Genomic DNA, 19,204 nt, shown 5'->3' with positions numbered 1-19,204 from the left:
AGTCACGGATGGGGAGGGGAGCTAGCCTTGCAATCATGAAAAGAATCCTGGTTACCGGGGGTGCGGGATTCATTGGGGCCAACTTCGTGCACTACTTGATCGAGCACTCCGATGCGCATCTGACCGTCCTTGACTCGCTGACCTACGCCGGAAACCTGGCCTCGCTGCAGGGAATCCCCGGGCCGCGGCTCACTGTGGCCATCGGCGACATCACCGACGCGCCGCTGGTCGACGAACTCGTCGCCACTTCCGACGCCGTGGTGCATTTTGCCGCCGAGTCCCACAACGACAACTCGCTCTTCGACCCCAGGCCGTTCCTGGACACCAACGTGGTGGGCACCTACACGCTGCTCGAGGCGGTGCGCCGCCACGAAACGCGTTTCCACCACATCTCCACCGACGAGGTCTACGGGGACCTGGAACTCGATGACCCTAACCGGTTCACCGACACCACCCCCTACAACCCCTCCAGCCCGTACTCGGCCACCAAAGCCGCCTCGGACATGCTGGTGCGGGCGTGGGTGCGCTCCTTCGGGGTGCGGGCGACCATCAGCAATTGCTCCAACAACTACGGGCCCTACCAGCACGTGGAGAAATTCATCCCGCGGCAGATCACCAACATCCTGGCCGGGGTGCGGCCCAAGCTCTACGGCGCCGGGGCCAACGTCCGGGACTGGATCCATGTGGAGGACCACTCCTCGGCGGTGTGGGAAATCCTGAACCGCGGAACGGTGGGCAGGACCTACCTCATCGGCGCCGACGGGGAAAAGTCCAACCGGGAGGTCCTCCAGTCGATCCTGGGGCTCATGGGCCAGGACCCCGAAGCCTTTGACACCGTCACCGACCGGCCTGGCCACGACCTGCGTTACGGGATCGATGCCTCGGTGCTGCGCACCGAACTGGGCTGGCGCCCGGCACACCGGGACCTGTCCGCCGGCCTGGGCCAAACCATTTCCTGGTACCGCCAGAACGCGTGGTGGTGGGAGGGTGCCAAGGCCGGGACCGAGCAGCGCTACCTGCTCCAGGAAGCCGCCCACGCGGCGCAAGGCATCGCGGCCCCGGAGAACGGGGCGGGGGAGTGAACAACGCACCGATCGTGCAGGAAACCGGGATCGCCGGCCTGCTGCTGGTCCACCTGCCGGTCCACGAGGATGCCCGCGGCTGGTTCAAGGAAAACTGGCAACGCGCAAAAATGGTGGCCGCCGGGCTGCCCGATTTCCGCCCCGTGCAAAACAACGTCTCCTTCAACCGCCTGGCCGGGACCACCCGCGGCATCCACGCCGAGCCCTGGGACAAGTACGTGGCGGTCATCGGCGGATCCGTCTTCGGAGCCTGGGTGGACCTGCGCGCCGGGGAAGGCTTCGGCAAGAGCTTCAGCGCCACGCTCGGCCCCGGGCAGGCGGTGTTCGTGCCGCGCGGGGTCGGCAACGGCTTCCAGACCCTGGAACCGGACACCGGATACAGCTACCTGGTCACCGAGCACTGGTCGGAAAAGGCCCGTTCCGGATACACCTTCCTGAACCTGGCCGACCCGTCCGCCGGCATCCCCTGGCCGATCCCGCTGGCCAAGGCCACCGTCTCGGAAGCCGACCGGACCCACCCGATGCTGGATGCGCTCACCCCGGTGGGCCCGCGCAAGACCATGGTGCTCGGCGCCAACGGGCAGCTGGGCCGCGCCCTGGCCGCCCTGGCACCTGCCGACGGAAGCTACGAATTCGCCACCCGCGGGCAAATGGACATCACCGATGCCCGCCAGCTGGCCGCCCTTGACCTCTCCGGGTACCGGGCGGTGATCAACGCCGCCGCCTACACCCAGGTCGACGAGGCCGAAACCCCGGCCGGGCGCCGGGCCTCCTGGGCAGCCAACGTCACCGCGGTGGGGCAGCTGGCGGTCGCCTGCACCCAACACGGGACCACGCTGGTGCACCTATCCAGCGACTACGTCTTTGACGGGCGCAAGCCCAGCTACACCGAGTTCGACGCCCCCTGCCCGCTGGGGGTCTACGGGCAGACCAAGGCCGCCGGGGACGCCGTGGTGGCCCAGGCGCCGCGGCACTACCTGGTCCGCACCAGCTGGGTGGTGGGGGACGGGAAGAACTTCGTGTCCACCATGACGCGCCTGGCCCGCGCCGGGGTGGACCCGAGCGTCATCGACGACCAATTCGGACGCCTCTGCTTCGCCAGGGACCTGGCCGCCGGCATCCTGCACCTGCTCGATTCGCAGGCCCCCTACGGGACCTACAACCTGACCAACGAGGGAGAAACGGTCTCCTGGGCGCGCATCGCAGCCGAGGTCTTTGCGGCGCTGGGCCACGACCCGGGCCGCATCACCGCCACGAGCACCGATGGCTACCGGGCCGCGCACCCCGCGATGGCCCCGCGCCCGGTGCACAGCACCCTGGAGCTGTCCAAGATCAAGGCCACCGGATTCATCCCGCCCGACCAGTTCGAGGCCCTGGCCGGTTACCTGGCCGCCTACCTGCCCGAGGCGTAGCCGAAGGGCTCCAGCGGGCGCGGGGCAAAGAGCGAACGAGGCCACAAGGCCCGGCCCAGGCGCTCGCCGGGGCCCATGCCGGCGGACAGGGCGTGCTTCACCTCGGACAGCGCCTCGGCCAACACCGCGGCGTCCGGCTGCCCGCGCCCCGGCGCGTAGCGCATCCGCTCGTAGGCCCCGGCAAGGACGGACAAGGCCCCGGCAGCGCTCGGCAGGATGCGGGCCAGCCGGCGGGAGTAGTCCCCCGCCGATTCGTCGTGGCGCATGGGCATCGAATGGTCCAGGCCAAGGGCCACCAGTTCGGCCCACGCCGCCGCGGCACCGGTTTCCCTGCCGTAGTCCTGGGCGCTTTCGCCGGGGCGGCGCATCCGGGCCAGCCTGCCGGTGCGCTGGATGCGGCGGGCCGCCCACGGACCGGCACCGGCCAGCAGCACGATCAGCACCAGCGGCAGCAGGCCGGAGAAGGGGGTCCCGGAGTCGGGGCCGGAGCCCGGGGCCGCGGCCGGGGTGCTCGCGGAGGACTCGGCCGATGACGGCCCGGAGGAGGAATTGGACGGGTTGGTCAGGCGCGGGTCCCCGGCGGAGCTGGCGGTGGACGCCGGAAGCGCCGGCGCGTAGGCCGGCGGGACCCCGCGCCCGGGTGTCGGCTCGAAGGCGACCCAGCCGGCGCCGGGGAAGTAGAGTTCCGGCCAGAGGTGGGCGTTGCGCGAGTTCACGATGTATTCGTTCAGTTCCGCGCCGTTCTGCCCGGTGATCTTCACCCCGGTGGGGGTGCCGGGGGAGTAACCGGTGACCAGGCGGCTGGGGATGCCCAGCTCACGGGCCATCAGCGCCATGGTGGAGGCAAAGTGGATGCAGTACCCGGCCTTTTCCTGCAGGAACGCGTCAATGACCTTCATCCCACTGCCGTCGTAGCCGTCCTCCACGGGGGTCTTTTCCGAGTAGGTGAACACCGTGGAACGCAGGTAGTCCTGGATGGCGACGGCCTGCCCGTACGCCTCGCCCCCGGCCTTGGCCACGGCCGTGTTGGTGGCCTCGGCCAGCGAATCGGGGGTGTCCTGGGGCAGCGCCAGGTACTCCTGGTCGACCTCGGCGAAGAATCCGCCGGGCATGGAGGCCGACAGCTCCCGCAGCGACTTGGCGGTGATCTCGGGGTTCACGCTCATCACGGTGTAGTCCTCGGCCTCCGGGACGGCGCCCTTGGCGGCGCGCAGCGTCCCGGTGTCGGGGCTCCAGCCCCAGGAACCGCCCAGCCCGCTCAGGGTGATGGCGTTGGCCGGCAGGGGCATCCACGCTCCCCGGTACTTGTCGGTGACCACGCGGGTGAAGGCCGGCCGGGCGGCCTCGAAGGCCGTCGGGAAGGCACGGGTCACCAGGTTCTCGGTGGCCGGGACCCGGTAGATGTCCGGATCCGGTTCCCACCGATCGGTCGTGAGGTCCCCGGTGACCGAGGTGCGCAGGTAGACGGGGGTGTGCGAATCGGTGAAGTAGTGCAGCACCGTGCCCGAGGACCGGTTGCGCAGGTCGTTGCCCAGGGCGATCATCGGGTCGATGTTGGTGGCCAGCTGGCCCCAGGAGGGCCGGGTGCCCTCGGTGAGCATGCCCTTGGAGAAGCCGGGAATGGCCGATGGCAGCACCAGCAGCGTGGCCAGCGCCCCGGCGATGATCGCGGTGCCCTGCAGCAGTGCCGAACGCGTCCTCGGCCCCGGGATTCCCCGCCCGCCGGAGCCCGGATCCTGCAGCTCCATGGCCCGGCGCCCGGACCCGGAACCGTCCTGCCAGCGGGAAGCTGCCAGGACCAGCAGGTAGCCCGCCGCGGTGACCGACACCGTGCCGATGCCGGCCCCGTTCGCCTCGAAGAGCGAGGAGATCGACAGCAGCATGGCCAGCGGCAGCCCGGCCAGGGCCGCGGCCCGGATCTCGAAGGCCAGGGCGTCAACCGCCAGGGCCACCGCGGCTGCCCACACGCACACGGAAAAGACGATCACCCCGGTGCTCTGCACCGGGGGTACCTGGGAGCCCATTTGGTCGTTGGCCAGCGCCCACACCCGCAGCAGTGCGCGGTAGGTCGAGGCGGTGGGCACCACGCCCAGCCAGGCGGTGTTGGCGAAAAACAGGAAGGTCAGCACTGCCACGGCCACCACGGCACCTGCCGCGGTGCCCAGGTAGCGGCGGGCACCCAGTGCCCGAACCAGGTTGGCGGCCAGCACGATGGCGCCGACCACCGCGGTGACCTGCAGCATCCAGCCCCAGTCGCTGATCACTCCGTGCAGCGAGGCGGCAGCCCCCAGCACGCCCACCAGCACCGCAAAGGCGCAGAAGGCCGCGGCCGGCAGGCTTCGGGCAGGTGCCCCGCGGCGTGGCGCCGGCGGGTCCGGGTGCGGGACCCGGGGCTTGTCCAGGGTTGGCGTGCTCATGAGGTGCGCCCCAATTCCGCCCAGGCCCCGGCGAGCGTGGATTTCGGGTTGACGGCAACGGCCGCCCAGCCGGCTTGCCGGAAGCGGGAGATGACCGGTGCGAGGTGTCCCTCGCGGTTGGCCACGCACAGCACCGTGACCTTGCTGCGGGCGCCAACCACCTCGAGCCAGGTGTCGGCCTGCGCTTCGGTGATTTCGCCCAGGATCAGCACCAGCCGGTCCCCGCGCTCGCGCATGCGTTCCTTCAGTGCCGCGGCAAGCGTGGCCCGGGCAGGTTCGCGGCGTTCCCCGGTGGCGTCCTCGAGCCCCAGGGCTGCCAGTGCCTGCTGCATCCTCGCGGTGGCATGGGGCCCGGCAAAGAGTTCCGCGGAGTCCTCGGTGCCCGAGGCCGAGACCGCGTTGATCGAGGTGCCGCGGTGGTCGATCAGATCGATGCCGAACCCGGTCTGCGCCAGGTATGCGCCGATGCCCAGGGCCGCGTGCAGCCCCCATTCGAAGCGGCGGCTGGAGTCCTTGGGGGTGGAGGTGAATTGCGGGATCTTCAGCACCGGTTCGGCGCCCACGCCCTGGGCGAGGAACGCGGTGCGGGAGCGGTCCAGCATCAGCACTGCACGCGGAGTGGCCCGGTAGTCCTCCTGGCGCACCATCAGCGTTCCCTTCCGGGCGGTGGCCGGCCAGTGGATGCGGCGCACGGTGTCCCCGGGACGGTATTCGCGGGTCATCACCTCGAAGGAATCCGGGGTCAGGCGACGGTTCGAGGCGGCCTGCCCGTGGGAGCCGTGCTCGCCGGGGATGCCGGTGGGTTCAAGCATCTCGCACACCGGCAGCGCCAGCAGCGCGCTGGGTGCATCCAGGGCCGAGGGCCGGGAGGCCAGCCCGAAGACGTCGCCGACCTGGGCGCGGACCGGCCCGATGGAGTAGATGCCGCGGGTGGCCAGGCGCAGCCGGTATTCGTACCAGCTGCCCGAGCCCTCGGGGCCACCGGTGGCGGTGCGCGAGGGGTAGCGGAATTCCGGGCCCGCCCCGAAATCCTCCGGCAGGGTGTCGCGCAGCGTCAGGGGCCCGGCCCCGCTGCCCTTGTGGGTGATGTGCAGCCGCACCCGCACCCCGGAGTCGGTGCTGGCCTGCTGCGGGTTGAAGGTCCGCGTGACGGCCAGCTCGGAATTGCCAAAGCGCAGCAGGAATGCCGCCAGCAGCGGGGTGAGCAGCAGGAACAATGCGATGGCCAGCAGCTCGCGCCGGCCCATCAGGAAGGCCAGCAGCAGGGCGACCGCCCCGGCGGCAAAGAGTCCCCAGCCGCGCGCGGTGAGAAACCCGAGGTGGACTTTTTCGCGTAGCGTTGCAGGCTTTTCTGCGGCGATCCAGCGGTTGCCGGACGGGGATTCGCGGAACTCGTTGGGTTCCGCCGACGGGATGCTCATGGTGGTTGCTGCCTTGGCCTGTGCCGTACCCGGCGGACTAGCCGCGGGCCCCGGCGCGAACCGGTATCGCATTGAGGATGGAGACCAGGATCGATTCGGCGTTCGAGCCGGCGGCCTCGGCACGCCGGTGCAGGATCAGCCGGTGCCCCAGGACCTTGGCGGCGATGTTGCGCACGTCCTCGGGCAACACGTAGTCCCGGGCGTTGAGCGCTGCCTCGGCCTTGGCGGCGCGCAGCAGCTGCAGCAGGGAACGCGGGGAGGCACCCAGGCGGATGTCCGCGTGCTCGCGGGTCGCCCGGCCCAGGGCCACGACGTATTCCTTCACCGGGTCGGAAACGTAGACCGCGGCCACCGTGTTGATCAGCGTGTGCAGCGATGCCAGGTCAAGGACCGGGCGCAGGCCATCCAACGGCGAGGTGGACTGGTGGGTCTCGAGCATCGCCATCTCGGCGGCGGCATCCGGGTAGCCCATGGAGATCTTGGCCATGAACCTGTCGCGCTGTGCCTCGGGCAGCGGGAAGGTGCCCTCCAGCTCGATGGGGTTCTGCGTGGCGATCACCATGAACGGGCTTTCAAGCATGTGGGTGGTTCCGTCGACGGTGACCTGTCCCTCTTCCATGCATTCAAGCAACGCCGACTGGGTCTTGGCGTTGGCCCGGTTGATCTCGTCGCCGATCACGATGTGCGCGAACACCGGTCCGGGCCGGAACTGGAACTCGTGGGTGTTCTGGTTGAAGATCGACACACCGGTCACATCCGAGGGCAACAGGTCCGGGGTGAACTGGATGCGGTGCACCGTGCAGTCCACCGACTTGGCCAGGGTCTTGGCCAGCATGGTCTTGCCGACCCCCGGCACGTCCTCCAGCAGCAGGTGGCCCTGGGCCAGCAGGACGATCAGCGCGGTGCGCGCCACCTCCGCCTTGCCATCGATCACCGTGGCGATACCGGCCAGCACTTCTTCGCAGACCCGGCCGAATTCATCGGCCGGAAGAATCTGGGACTCGGTGGAAAGCGACATGCAAGGTCCTCCTGGAACGCATCCGTACGGTGGAAGGTATGTAATCTCCTTTCCAACGATACCGTCATTGGCGTGCGCTGCGTCACGCTGGGGCGCGCCGGTGTGCCGGGCCGCGTACGCTGGATGGGCCAACGGCCATTGGCCCGTAAATCCGGGACACCAAACGAAGGGGGAGAAGGCACCAATGCCTGCCTCAAACCAGCAAACGGACATCGGCGCCACCTTGGGCGTGCCGGCCGCCTACCTTCCGGCCGATGCCGGCCACGAACCGGATGCCCCGAACCGCAGCGCCCAGGACGAACACGGCAAGAAACGCAACCTCTCCTACCCTCCGGCACCGGCGCCGCTGCCCTTCGGCGTCCCGGACAACCACACCCACCTGGATTTCCGTGACGGCTCGGTGCACGTCAGCGTCGCCCAGGCCCTCGACGCGGCCAACGCCGTCGGCGTACCCGGGGTCATCCAGGTCGGCTGCGACGTGGAATCCTCCGAGTTCGCGGTGCGTGCGGCCTCCGAGGATTCCCGGGTGCTGGCAGCCGTGGCGATCCACCCCAACGACGCCGCGCGCCTGGGCGCCACCGGGGACCTTGATGCGGCCATTGCGCGCATCGAGGAACTCGCCGCCCACGGGCGGGTGCGCGCCATCGGCGAGACGGGGCTGGATTATTTCCGCACCAAGGAGCCCGGCCGCCCGGCCCAGGAGCACTCCTTCCGCGAGCACATCCGCATTGCCCGCGAGCATTCCAAGGCCCTGCAAATCCATGATCGTGACGCACATCTCGATGTGGTGCGTGTCCTGCGGGATGAATCGCTTCCCGAGCGCGTGGTCTTCCACTGCTTTTCCGGCGACGCGCAGCTTGCGGAGATCTGCAACGAAAACGGCTGGTACCTCTCCTTCTCCGGCACCGTGACATTCAAGAACTCGCACGACCTGCGTGCGGCATTGTTGGTGGCCAGGCCGGAATTGGTGCTGGTGGAGACCGATGCCCCGTTCCTCACCCCGCACCCCTACCGGGGCCGGCCGAACGCCAGCTACCTGATCCCGCAAACCGTGCGCTTCATGGCCGAAGCAACGGGTTCGGACCTCGAGGAATATTGCCGCGCCCTGGCGGCAAACACCCGGCGCGTCTACGGGGACTTCTAGCCGGTTTTATGCACAAGGCAAGCACGAAGTGCTTGCGACGTTATTACGATTCGGTTACGGTTGGTCTTTAGTAGCCGGGATCGGGGAAGGTTCCCGGGTGCATTTGATTCTGCACGGGGCGAGTTCGCAAGCGCCCCGCCGCAACATCGATGAGATGAAAAAGAATTGGATTGTGCTCGCACCAACCAATGAGCACATGGTGGGCTGCGCCCGGTTTCTGCCGGGAGCAACCGTTCACCCACCGTGTGGCATTGCTGCCCCCGTGCCCGGGATAGACCGAAGTTTGGAATCCTGTGCAGAATGCCCTTAAGAATCGCTGGGTGAAAGTCGGCGCGCAAGCAGCCGTTTTGACCGCGTTGATCCTCGGCCTGGTCATGTTCGTCGGTGCCGGCAAGACCATTGCCGTGGCCATCGACGGCCAAAGCCAGTCCGTCTCCACGCGCGCCGCCACCGTTGGCGATGTCTTGAAGGACTCCGCAATCCCCGTGGGGGACCGCGACGTGGTCACCCCGGCACTGGATGCACCGGTCGCCGACGGCGCCCTGATCGAGATCAAGCGCAACAAGGCCGTGAACGTGAGCATCGACGGCGTGGACCGCGTCGTGCACACCACCGGACTGACCGTCGCCGATGTCGTGGACCAGCTCAACGTTTCCGAAAAGGCACAGATCGACCAGGGCCCGGCACTCGCCCTGGCCTCCTTGTCCACCGCGATCGACATCTCCACTCCCAAGGACGTCTCGATCAAGGTCGACGGCAAGACCAAGAAGCTGAACACCACCGCAGAGACCGTTGAGGCGGTGCTCGACGAAGCCAAGCTCAAGCTGGGCAAGGACGACGAACTCAACGCCAAGGCCACCGACGCCGTCACCGACGAGATGAAGCTCAAGATCGTGCGCGTCGAGACCAAGACCGTCACCAAGACCAAGGTCGTTGCCCACGGCACCGACACCACCAAGGACTCCGACGCACTGGTTGGCTCCAAGAAGACCCTGGTCAAGGGCAAGGACGGCGAACGCACCCTCACCTACACCGTGACGCTGCGCGACGGCAAGGAAACCGACCGCAAGCTCGAGGCCGACAAGCTCACCACCAAGGCCGTTGACGCAGAAGTTTCCGTGGGCACCAAGCCCAAGCCGAAGCCCAAGTCCACCAGCACCCCCGGCAGCGTTTCGGCCACCTGGTCAGCACTGGCCAAGTGCGAGTCCGGCGGCAACTGGTCCATCAACTCCGGCAACGGCTACTACGGCGGACTGCAGTTCTCCGCCAGCAGCTGGCGCGGGGCCGGTGGCGGCAAGTACGCCGCCCTGCCTCACCAGGCCACCCCCGCCGAGCAGGTCGCCACCGCCGAGGTGCTGCGCCGCAGCGGCGGCTGGGGCCACTGGCCGGCCTGCTCCAGCAAGCTGGGCCTGCGCTAACACCCGGGGCCCTCGGGTCCGGGGCACCGGTTGCGCCGATGCACACAAGAACACCTTGACCAATGGGTTCCGCCAACACCTGGCGGGGCCCATTGGCCATTTCCCCCAATCGACCCCTGGCCCGCCCGGGCAAACGCCCCGGTCCGCGGGCGCCGGGCCCTGAACTAAGATTGAACAGTGACTTCCGTAGAATCGACCCCGCCACCACTGCTCGGCGCCACCGAGATCCGCCGCCTCGCCGGCGAACTCGACGTGCGCCCCACCAAGACGCTGGGGCAGAACTTCGTCATCGACGGAAACACCATCCGGCGCATCGTGGCCACCGCCAAGCTGGACCCCACCGAGACGGTGCTCGAGGTCGGGCCGGGCCTCGGCTCGCTGACCCTGGGCCTGCTGGATGCCGCGGCCCGCGTCGTCGCGGTGGAAATCGACCCGAAGCTTGCCGCCCGGCTGCCGCAGACCGTGACCGAGATGCGTCCGGAGAAGGCGGAGAACCTCACGGTGATCCTCTCCGATGCCATGAAGGTCACAGAGCTGCCCCACGCACCCACAGCGCTGGTGGCCAACCTGCCCTACAACGTCGCGGTGCCCGTGGTGCTGCACCTGCTCGAGCACTTCCCCTCGCTGCGACACGGACTGGTCATGGTCCAGGACGAGGTCGCCGACCGCATGGCCGCGGGCCCGGGCAACAAGACCTACGGCGTGCCCTCGGTCAAGGGCGCCTGGTACGGCACCATGCGCAAGGCCGGCGTCATTGGCATGAACGTGTTCTGGCCCGCCCCCAAGATCAACTCCGGGCTGGTCGGCTTCGAACGCGGCAACCCGCCACAGACCACCGCCACCCGCCAAGAGGTCTTCGCCGTCATCGATGCGGCCTTCGCCCAGCGCCGCAAGACGCTGCGCGCCGCGCTGGCCGGTTGGGCCGGCTCCCCGGCCCTGGCCGAGGCCGCGCTGCTGGCCGCGGGCGTCGACCCGCAGGCCCGCGGCGAAAAGCTCGGCATCGCCGAATTCGCCGCGATTGCCGAGGCCAAGGTCGCATCCGTACCCGGCACCCCATGACCCAGACAGTCGTTGCCCGTGCCCCGGGAAAGATCAACTGCTATTTCAGGGTCGGCCCGCCCCGCGAAGACGGCTACCATTCGGTGGCCAGCCTGTACCTGGCCGTCTCGCTCTACGAGGATGTCTCGGCCACCGCACGCACCGACGAGGAAATCCAGGTCTCGCTGCACCCCGATTCCACCGCGGTCGCGGACCCCGAATCCTTCCCGCTGGGCCCCGACAACCTGGTGGTCAAGGCCGCAATGATGCTGCGCGAACACACCGGGCACTACGCCGGGGTGGATTTGTGCATCACCAAGCGCGTGCCGATCGCCGGGGGCATGGGCGGGGGCTCGGCCGACGCCGCGGCCACGCTGGTGGCCTGCAATGCGCTCTGGGGCACCGGGCTGAACCGCGAGGAACTTTCCCGCCTGGGCGCACGCCTGGGCGCGGATGTGCCCTTCGCGATGCATGGGGGCGCCGCCGTCGGCCTGGGCGTCGGCGACGAGCTGGCCCCGCTGCTGCTGCGCACCCGCACCGACTGGGTGCTGGTCCCTGCCTCCTACGGGCTGTCCACCCCCAGGGTCTACGGCATGCTCGACCGGCTGCGCGCCAACGAGGAGGTCACCACCCCGAGCGAGGTCGACCCGGCCATGGTCGGGGCGCTGCTTGACGGGGACCTGGACGCCCTGGCGCCGCTGCTGGCCAACGACATGACCCGCGCCGCCCTGGCCCTGGCCCCCGAGCTTGGCGTGGTGCGCGACCTGGGCGAGGCCGCCGGCGCGCTGCACGCACTGGTTTCCGGCTCCGGCCCCACCCTGGCACTGCTGGCCCGCAACCCGGAGCACGCAGCCCAAATCATCACCCAGCTTTCGGATGAGGCGGGCGTGGCAACGCTGTCCGTCCACGGCCCGGTCCCCGGCGCCAGCATCCTGCCCTCCGTCATCGAAACCCCTTAACAAAAGGAGCACCACACCGTGGCCCACCTGCTCGGCGCCGAAAACGTCTCGATGTCCTTCGGCACCCGTACCGTCCTTGACTCGCTCTCGCTGGGACTCGAGGACGGGGACCGCATCGGCATGGTCGGACGCAACGGAGATGGCAAGTCCACGCTGATGCGCCTGTTGGCCGGCCGCATGGGCCCCGACGAAGGCCGGGTGACCAAGCGCGGCGACGTGCGGGTGGCCTACCTGGACCAGACCGACGTGCTCGACGGGGCGCTGAGCGTCGGAGAGGCCATCGTGGGGGAGGCAGCGGACCACGAGTGGGCCTCGAACCCGCTGGTGCGCGAGGTCATGGGCGGGCTGGTCGGCGAGGTCGACTGGCACGCAGAGGTCAACTCGCTCTCCGGCGGCCAGAAGCGCCGCGTCGCCCTGGCCAAGCTGCTCATCGGCGACCACGAGGTCATCATGCTCGACGAGCCCACCAACCACCTGGACGTCGAGGGCGTGGCCTGGCTGGCCAAGCACCTGAAGAACCGCTGGCGCGCCAACTCCAACGGCCTGCTCGTGGTCACCCACGACCGCTGGTTCCTGGACGAGATCTGCACGCGGACCTGGGAAGTGCACGACGGCACCGTGGATCCGTTCGACGGCGGCTACGCCGCCTACGTGCTGGCCCGGGCCGAGCGCGACAAGACCGCCGCCGTGGTGGAGAACAAGCGCCAGCAACTGGTCAAGAAGGAACTGGCCTGGCTGCGCCGCGGCGCCCCGGCCCGCACCGCCAAGCCCAAGTTCCGCATCGAGGCCGCCAACACGCTCATCGCCGACGTGCCGGCCGCCCGCGACACCGTGGAACTGAACAAGATGGCCACCGCGCGCCTGGGCAAGGACGTCCTTGACCTGGAAAACGTCTCGCTGGACTTCGGAACCGGCAAGCCGCTGTTCAACAACATCACCCTGCGCCTGGCCCCGGGCGAACGCCTGGGCATCGTGGGCGTCAACGGCGCCGGAAAATCCACGCTGCTGCAATTGCTCAACGGGCAGATCGAACCCACCTCCGGGGTGATCAAGCGCGGCAAGACCGTGAAGACCGCGATCCTCACCCAGGAGGTCAAGGAGCTCGACGAGATCAAGGACATGCGCCTGATCGAGGTCATCAAGGCCGAACGGATGTCCTTCGAGGTCGGCGGCAAGGAGGTCTCGGCCGGGCAGCTCGCCGAACAGCTGGGATTCGGCACCGACAAGCAGTGGACCACGGTCAAGGAGCTCTCGGGCGGCGAGCGCCGCCGGCTGCAGCTGCTGCGCCTGCTCATCGGCGAGCCCAACGTGCTGATGCTCGATGAGCCCACCAACGACCTGGACACCGACACCCTGGCCGCCATCGAGGACATGCTCGACGGCTGGCCCGGAACCCTCGTGGTGGTCAGCCACGACCGCTACCTGCTCGAGCGCGTCACCGACCACCAGCTGGCACTGCTGGGCGACGGCAAGCTGCGCGGGCTGCCCGGCGGCGTGGACCAGTACCTGGAACTGCGCGCCGGGGTGCACGGCACCGGCAACACCGGGGCCCCCACGGACAAAACCGGTCCCGCCGCAACCCCGGAGGCAGCCGGACCGACCGAGGCCGAAAAGCGCGAGGCACGCAAGGAACTGAACCGCGTCGAGCGCCAGATGGGCAAGCTCGAAACCCTGATCAAGAAGCTCCACACCGAGATGGCAGTGGCATCCGAGGCGATGAAGTTCGACCAGGTCGCCACGCTCAACGCCACCCTGCAGGGCGCCCAGAGCGAGAAGGACGAGCTGGAGATGGCCTGGCTTGAGGCCGCGGAGACGCTCGGGGAGTAGTCCCCGGACGGCCGGCGGAGGCATCGGGCCCGGACGGACACCAGTTCGAAGCCGGGCCGCTGCCTCCGATCCGACTGTTCCCTCGAAACGCGCACTGCCGTCAAGTTGCTCGCAAAAGACCGGCACCATTTCACGAGCACTTTTCATGAGTCAACACGCAGTGTTGATAAATGTTATTCATGTCGGTAATCTCGATCAGACTCGGACCAATGGGGGGACGGGGCTCGTCGTGAATTTGGGGAAATTACGTCATGAGTCGTTTGCGTGGAAACACGAATCGAGTAGTGCTGTTAACAATCGCATTCTTGGGGTTGCTGGTATTTATTGCTAGCACCATGGGCTACAAGCACGTGCCCAAGGAAGCTCAAATCGTTTCTCTTTTTCCGCGTGACGGCGCAAAATCCGTTTCGCGTGAGGCCGCGGTGGTCGCATGGTTGGATCGACCAATCAACGAAGACTCCAGCCGGCTGGGTCTGCTGCTACGCGACCAGCGGGGGAACTCTGTCAATGGCCAACTCGAATTCGGCGTCGATCGCAGATCCATTATTTTTGAGCCCGCGAAGAGATTGGTCCCTGGAAAATATGTGGCCTCGGTGCAGGGCAACGCCGCAACCGACAACAGCCGAAGCAATTTGAACACATGGACTTTTTCCGTACCCGAAAAAACGTCCCTCGAATTTGGCCCGGGCGGATCGATCCTGCTGGTCATTGATGAAGCCAGTGAATTTGCTTCGCAATATGCCGAGATACTTCGTGTGGAAGGATTGAACAACTTCGAAACCATCTCCATCGATAAGCTAACACCACAGATCCTGGAAGCCCACGAGCTGGTGATCTTGAGCGCTGGTTCCGTGGGCTCGGTCGCAGCTGGAACAATCTCCGAGTGGGTTAAGAAAAATAACGGCAACCTCATCGCCATGGAACCGGTGGGACCTATCGCTGAGCTCGCGGGCGTGAAAAACCACGGCACGGAGATTTCCGACGGATATCTTCAAGTCGACACGTCGAAAGCACCGGGTAAAGGCATCGTCGCCGATTCCATTCAATTTCACGGAGAGTCGTCCCGGTTGGAGCTGGAGAAAGAAACGCGGGCCATTGCTACGCTGAGCAGCACCGCGTCTGGATCGCCGAGATCGCCGGCAGTCACGTTGAAACCGGGAACAAACGGGCACGGAAACGTGGCAACATACGCATTCAACCTCGCCAAGTCCACGGTTCTTACACGGCAAGGGAATCCCGCGTGGGCAGGCATGGAACGTGACGGTATTGCGCCCATCCGCCCGAACGACCTGTTTTTTGGTGCCGGCGATCGAGACTACCTGGATCTAGCGAAGGCCCATATTCCCCAGGCCGACGAACACCTGCGGTTACTTTCCAACTTGATCGGCTACATGAACCAAGACAATGGACCGATGCCCAAATTCTGGTACTTCCCGAATTTCTCCAAGGCTGTCTTGGTCATGTCTGCGGACGACCATGGAACGGACAATGGAACAGCCACAATGTTTAGTCGCCTGAATGAACTCAGTCCGGACGGTTGTTACGTGGACCAGTGGGAGTGCTTTCGGGCAACGTCGTGGCTGTATCCGGAATCGGGGCTCGCTCCCGATGCCGCCAAGAGCTACACCGACCTCGGGTTCGATATCGGTGCCCATGTCTCCACCGGATGTGAAGACTGGGATGCCAAATCCCTGACGTTGGCCTTCTCGCAATCCATGGGCGAATTCCGGAGAAAGTACCGTAACCTTCCACCCCAGACAGGGAACAGGTTGCATTGCATCGCCTGGAGCGAGTGGTCAACGCAAGCCAGCATTGAACGAAGCTGGGGCATTCGAATGGACATGAATTACTATTACTGGCCCGGTGCCTGGATCCGTGAGCGTGCAGGCTTCATGACCGGCTCCGGTCTGCCGATGCGTTTCAGCGACTCGAACGGCGCTCTCATCAATGTGTACCAACAAGAAACACATCTGGTGGATGAGGTCTTTGCGGGGCATCCCGAGGCGGTGGAACTCCTCTTGGACAGGGCTACCGGCTCCGAGGGATTCTACGGAGCATTCGGCACCCACTTTGATTTCAGTACAGGTTTTGATGCCGAACTGATAGAGATCGCCATCCGGAATTCCATTCCAATGGTGTCGGCCAAGCAACTCCTGGACTGGACCGATGCCCGGAATGCCTCGAGCCTCGAGCCCACGAATTGGCTGGAAGGTGAATTGTCGTTCACGTTGGACGTCGACCCGAGTACCCACGGAATGCTCAAATCGATGCTGCCGACAAACTCCCTTGAAGGTGCATTAACCACGATCCGGAACAAGGGCGAAGCGGTCGATTTTGTCGTCGAAACGGTAAAGGGTGTCGAGTACGCAATCTTTGATGCGTCCAGCGGAACTTACGTAGCGTCCTACCGGTAACCGAGGTCCTGCCGGTTTGGCCAGCCTCGGTCCCACTAAAGGGGGCGGGATATTCCCCAGTGAGATCTCGCCGCCGATCTGGGGGACGCGCTCTACCAATCCGATCCCTGCCATGACAGACTAATCCACGGGAGCAAAGGTGATTGGGCAGTGCAGATCAACGGTTTGGGGACCGCGACATCAGCATCACCACCGAATCATGATCAGGCGACAATGCCGGATCATGATTTTGATTGGGATGTTTTCGCGCATTACGAATTGCTGGAAGAGACCATTGGGGCGGTACTCAATGGTCCCGGAGCTTTGCTTGAGGGACCCAGCGGAGTCGGAAAGCGGACCCTTGCCAAGGCCGTGATGCGGAAGCTACAGGACAGGGCGTTCATTATCGACCTCGAGCATCCCGAACGCCACCAGACCTCCATGGAGCTCGCCGGCAAACTGCGTCGGTTGGAGGGACTGGGCGAAGAATCGCGGTACCGGGAACTCGGCGTGGTCAAGGCGCTCCTGGATGCGAGGGCCGGTGAGCGGCATGTGATGATCTTCATCCCCGCCGGCTTGCGGCTTGGAGCATCAAGCATTTCATTCCTGTCATCGCTGACGTTGGCGAGCAGCATCTCGCTGCTATGCATCGCCGATGGGCAAGACTCGGCGGAGCCCGGGACAGGCAATGACCTTGGCTCCACCGTCGACCTGCAACCGGTCAGGCTGTATCCCCTGACCTTGGGCATGACCCATGATCTGCTGGCCAAGGCCTTGGGGGCTGAGATCAGCCGGACGGCCACCTACCAATTGTGGTGTGCCTCGGCGGGGCAGATACACATGCTCGCTGCAGTTGCCCACGACTGGCGCGAACAGGGTTATCTTGAATTCGCGGAAAAATCCTGGGTGGTCCATGGCGTTGCCGGTCCGCCGGGACCGCGCAGCCGCGGTCTGGTGGTTCAAAAGCTCAGAAGACTCTCGACGCCGGAACAACGGGTACTGCGCTTCTTGGCATTCTCCGAGGAGATCCCCCTCAGCCTCCTGGTTGCGCTCAACCCCGGGCAGGCCGTGGATTCAATCTTTTCCGAGGGCATACTCGAGATTCGCGGGAAGTATGCGCGCAAGGTGCGGCTGCGCGGGGGACTGAGTGGCCAGTGCATTGCCGAGGACACTGCGCCTGGCATCGCACTGGAACTCCTAGAGCAAATGCGGAACACACCGGGGGCAGACGGGGTTCTGACACCCCTGGTCCTTCTGAAATGGGAACAGGCCGCCGGGATCGACTCCGGCGCCCGGCTCCGGATGCAAGCCGCAGAGCAGGCCTACGCCGAGGGACAAGTCGAGCTGTGCCTCCAAATACTGGCGGCGCTCGACGACCCTCCGCTAGACGCGCGGCTGTTGGCACTGGAGGCGGCGGTCCGCGGTGGCCAACGTGAACGGGCCCGGGAAATGCTCTCTCTTTTGCGTCATGAGCCGGGGACGGGGCTGTCGGCTCCCGGAGTTCCGGAACATGTACACAGCCCGGTCGACCTGATCCGCCTGGAACTGGCGTCGATGGCGCTCGACTCGCTGCGGCTCGGTTCACCAAGCGACGCCTTCCGACAGGGTGTGGCGCGCGCCCGAGCCGATATTGATGCGCGGTACTCCAGCGAGCCGGGAAACCGGACGGATTTTCTGGCACTGCGAGGAAAACTTGATCTCTTGGAAGCCGAAACCAGCTTCCGCCTGGGTGAACGACTTGCCCTCGACGGGGCAGCTTACATCCACCCGCTGCTGGGGAAGCAGGACCAGCTCAGGTGGCAGTGCTTCCAGAACCTGCACTCGGTGCGCCGTGGCGAGGTCAGGGAAGGTGTCAGACGCGGACGTGAACTGCTTTTTTCGCTGCGACAGGAGTCGCTCCCTCCGGCCGTTGGACAAAGCGTCAAGCTGCATCTCGTCGACCTGTACCTGCTCTGCGGCGAATGGAAAAGTGCCGTCGAGCTCATTGATGCGGCGTGGGTTGGCGGCGAGGAGTCTCCACGGATCACCGATATCAATGGCCTGTACTCTTCGCTCAACAGCGTGTTGGGCGGGCGCCCTCGAGAGGCGTTGGAGCTGATAACCGTCGAGATCGAACAATTGCGAACGATAGATACCGCAGGGTACTTGCCGTTGGCGATTGCCGCGGCTGCAGTGGCGGCCTCATACCTGGATCGGGAAACTGCCGAGCGCTTCCTCGCTGAGCTGGACGTCATGCCCGCTGTCGCCGCTTGGGAGTCCGGCCAGACGGTTGCCATGTTGCGAGCCGATGCGCTCTTCCACCTTGGCCATGTGGACGAGGCAATTGCCGGTCTGCTTGCCGGCGCAACCGCGAGCGCCGCGCACGGCGACCTCGGCCTTGAGCTTGCCCAGCGCATGTCGTTGCTAAGAATGGGCCACCGAGAAGGTGACACGCAACTGCTTGAATGTGCGCAACGAATCGATGGCCCGGTGGCGGAGCTTGTTGCCGCATTGGTGCAAAGCTTTGAGGGAAGCAACAGGGAGTTGCAACGGGAAGTACTCAGTGCACTTCGCGGGTTGGGCCATCCCTCATTTGCCGATTCAATTGAGGTAATGTTCGCTCGATCCGGATCCGGCATCACTTCGGCACCACGGAAGACAGCGCCGGAGAGCGCTGGCGCACCCATGGGTGTGTCCGCCAGGAGCTCGGCAAGCAGTGTGCTTTCCTTGCTCACTCGGCGACAGCGGATGATCGTCGCTGAAGCTGCCACCGGCGCCAGCAACCGCGAGATATCTGACAGGTTGCAGCTGAAAATTCGGACCGTTGAGGGCCACCTGTACCAGATATACCAGCGGCTCAACGTGGCGTCCCGCGAAGCACTGATCCAGATTTTTCTGGACGCGACTTCCGGCTCCGGCGTGGAGTCCGACATTGGGGGGAGGAATACTTAAGTACCGCGGGCAAAGCGAACGAGTGGACTAAGTGTATTCGCTACTGGTGCGTGGCCGAGCGAAGCGCCGTAGGATGGCGACAGGGCTGTCATGGACTTACTTGGGGAAGGTCCATGGCAGGTTTAACCGGAATTGGGGAACGGG

General features: G+C 66.1%; 12 protein-coding genes. 9 read left to right on the top strand and 3 right to left on the bottom strand.

Annotated features, from left to right (window positions below):
• The first annotated feature begins 35 nt into the window (after nt 1-35).
• Both rfbB and JOF46_RS19305 read left to right on the top strand, forming a co-directional pair.
• Entirely contained in the window at nt 36-1,082 is a 1,047-nt protein-coding gene (gene rfbB / locus JOF46_RS19310) for a dTDP-glucose 4,6-dehydratase (RefSeq protein WP_209910264.1), read from the top strand.
• On the top strand, nt 1,079-2,494 hold the full coding sequence (locus JOF46_RS19305; protein ID WP_209910261.1) for a sugar nucleotide-binding protein: 1,416 nt from the start codon (nt 1,079-1,081) through the stop codon (nt 2,492-2,494). The genes rfbB and JOF46_RS19305 overlap by 4 nt, the downstream gene beginning before the upstream one ends.
• On the opposite strand, the gene JOF46_RS19300 is transcribed toward JOF46_RS19305, so the two are convergent.
• The 3 genes from JOF46_RS19300 to JOF46_RS19290 are packed head-to-tail and all read right to left on the bottom strand — an operon-like array spanning nt 2,476 to nt 7,350.
• The gene (locus JOF46_RS19300; RefSeq protein ID WP_209910258.1) at nt 2,476-4,911 is read right to left on the bottom strand and encodes a transglutaminase TgpA family protein; all 2,436 of its coding nucleotides are present in this window, start codon (nt 4,909-4,911) and stop codon (nt 2,476-2,478) included. The genes JOF46_RS19305 and JOF46_RS19300 overlap by 19 nt on opposite strands.
• Entirely contained in the window at nt 4,908-6,332 is a 1,425-nt protein-coding gene (locus JOF46_RS19295) for a DUF58 domain-containing protein (RefSeq protein ID WP_209910255.1), read from the bottom strand. Before JOF46_RS19295 ends, JOF46_RS19300 begins: the two co-directional genes overlap by 4 nt.
• Nucleotides 6,333-6,369: 37 nt before the next feature.
• Nucleotides 6,370-7,350 carry an AAA family ATPase gene (locus JOF46_RS19290; RefSeq protein ID WP_209910252.1) on the bottom strand — a complete coding sequence of 327 codons (981 nt, stop codon included), beginning with the start codon at nt 7,348-7,350 and terminating at the stop codon, nt 6,370-6,372.
• Between the two features lie 184 nt (nt 7,351-7,534).
• Here JOF46_RS19290 and JOF46_RS19285 point away from each other — a divergent pair, with 184 nt between their 5' ends.
• The 7 genes from JOF46_RS19285 to JOF46_RS19255 all read left to right on the top strand — a co-directional run bounded on the left by JOF46_RS19285 (nt 7,535) and on the right by JOF46_RS19255 (nt 19,060).
• The gene (locus JOF46_RS19285) at nt 7,535-8,494 is read left to right on the top strand and encodes a TatD family hydrolase (RefSeq protein WP_209910249.1); all 960 of its coding nucleotides are present in this window, start codon (nt 7,535-7,537) and stop codon (nt 8,492-8,494) included.
• Between the two features lie 320 nt (nt 8,495-8,814).
• Nucleotides 8,815-9,912, top strand: a complete 1,098-nt coding sequence (locus tag JOF46_RS22620) for a resuscitation-promoting factor (RefSeq protein WP_342592512.1) — start codon at nt 8,815-8,817, stop codon at nt 9,910-9,912.
• 177 nt (nt 9,913-10,089) lie between these two features.
• Complete coding sequence (gene rsmA / locus JOF46_RS19275; protein WP_209910243.1) at nt 10,090-10,971, top strand: 16S rRNA (adenine(1518)-N(6)/adenine(1519)-N(6))-dimethyltransferase RsmA; 882 nt, start codon at nt 10,090-10,092, stop codon at nt 10,969-10,971.
• The gene (locus tag JOF46_RS19270; RefSeq protein WP_209910240.1) at nt 10,968-11,909 is read left to right on the top strand and encodes a 4-(cytidine 5'-diphospho)-2-C-methyl-D-erythritol kinase; all 942 of its coding nucleotides are present in this window, start codon (nt 10,968-10,970) and stop codon (nt 11,907-11,909) included. The genes rsmA and JOF46_RS19270 overlap by 4 nt, the downstream gene beginning before the upstream one ends.
• A gap of 18 nt (nt 11,910-11,927) precedes the next feature.
• A complete protein-coding gene (locus JOF46_RS19265; RefSeq protein ID WP_209910238.1) occupies nt 11,928-13,736 on the top strand; it encodes an ABC-F family ATP-binding cassette domain-containing protein in 1,809 nt (602 codons plus the stop codon).
• 284 nt (nt 13,737-14,020) lie between these two features.
• A complete protein-coding gene (locus tag JOF46_RS19260) occupies nt 14,021-16,150 on the top strand; it encodes an Ig-like domain-containing domain (RefSeq protein ID WP_209910235.1) in 2,130 nt (709 codons plus the stop codon).
• Between the two features lie 150 nt (nt 16,151-16,300).
• The gene (locus tag JOF46_RS19255) at nt 16,301-19,060 is read left to right on the top strand and encodes a helix-turn-helix transcriptional regulator (RefSeq protein WP_342592511.1); all 2,760 of its coding nucleotides are present in this window, start codon (nt 16,301-16,303) and stop codon (nt 19,058-19,060) included.
• Nucleotides 19,061-19,204: the final 144 nt, after the last annotated feature.

Origin of the sequence: Paeniglutamicibacter psychrophenolicus (assembly GCF_017876575.1) — a bacterium.
Classification (GTDB): Bacteria; Actinomycetota; Actinomycetes; order Actinomycetales; family Micrococcaceae; genus Paeniglutamicibacter; species Paeniglutamicibacter psychrophenolicus.
This window is presented reverse-complemented; position numbering and strand designations above follow the sequence as displayed.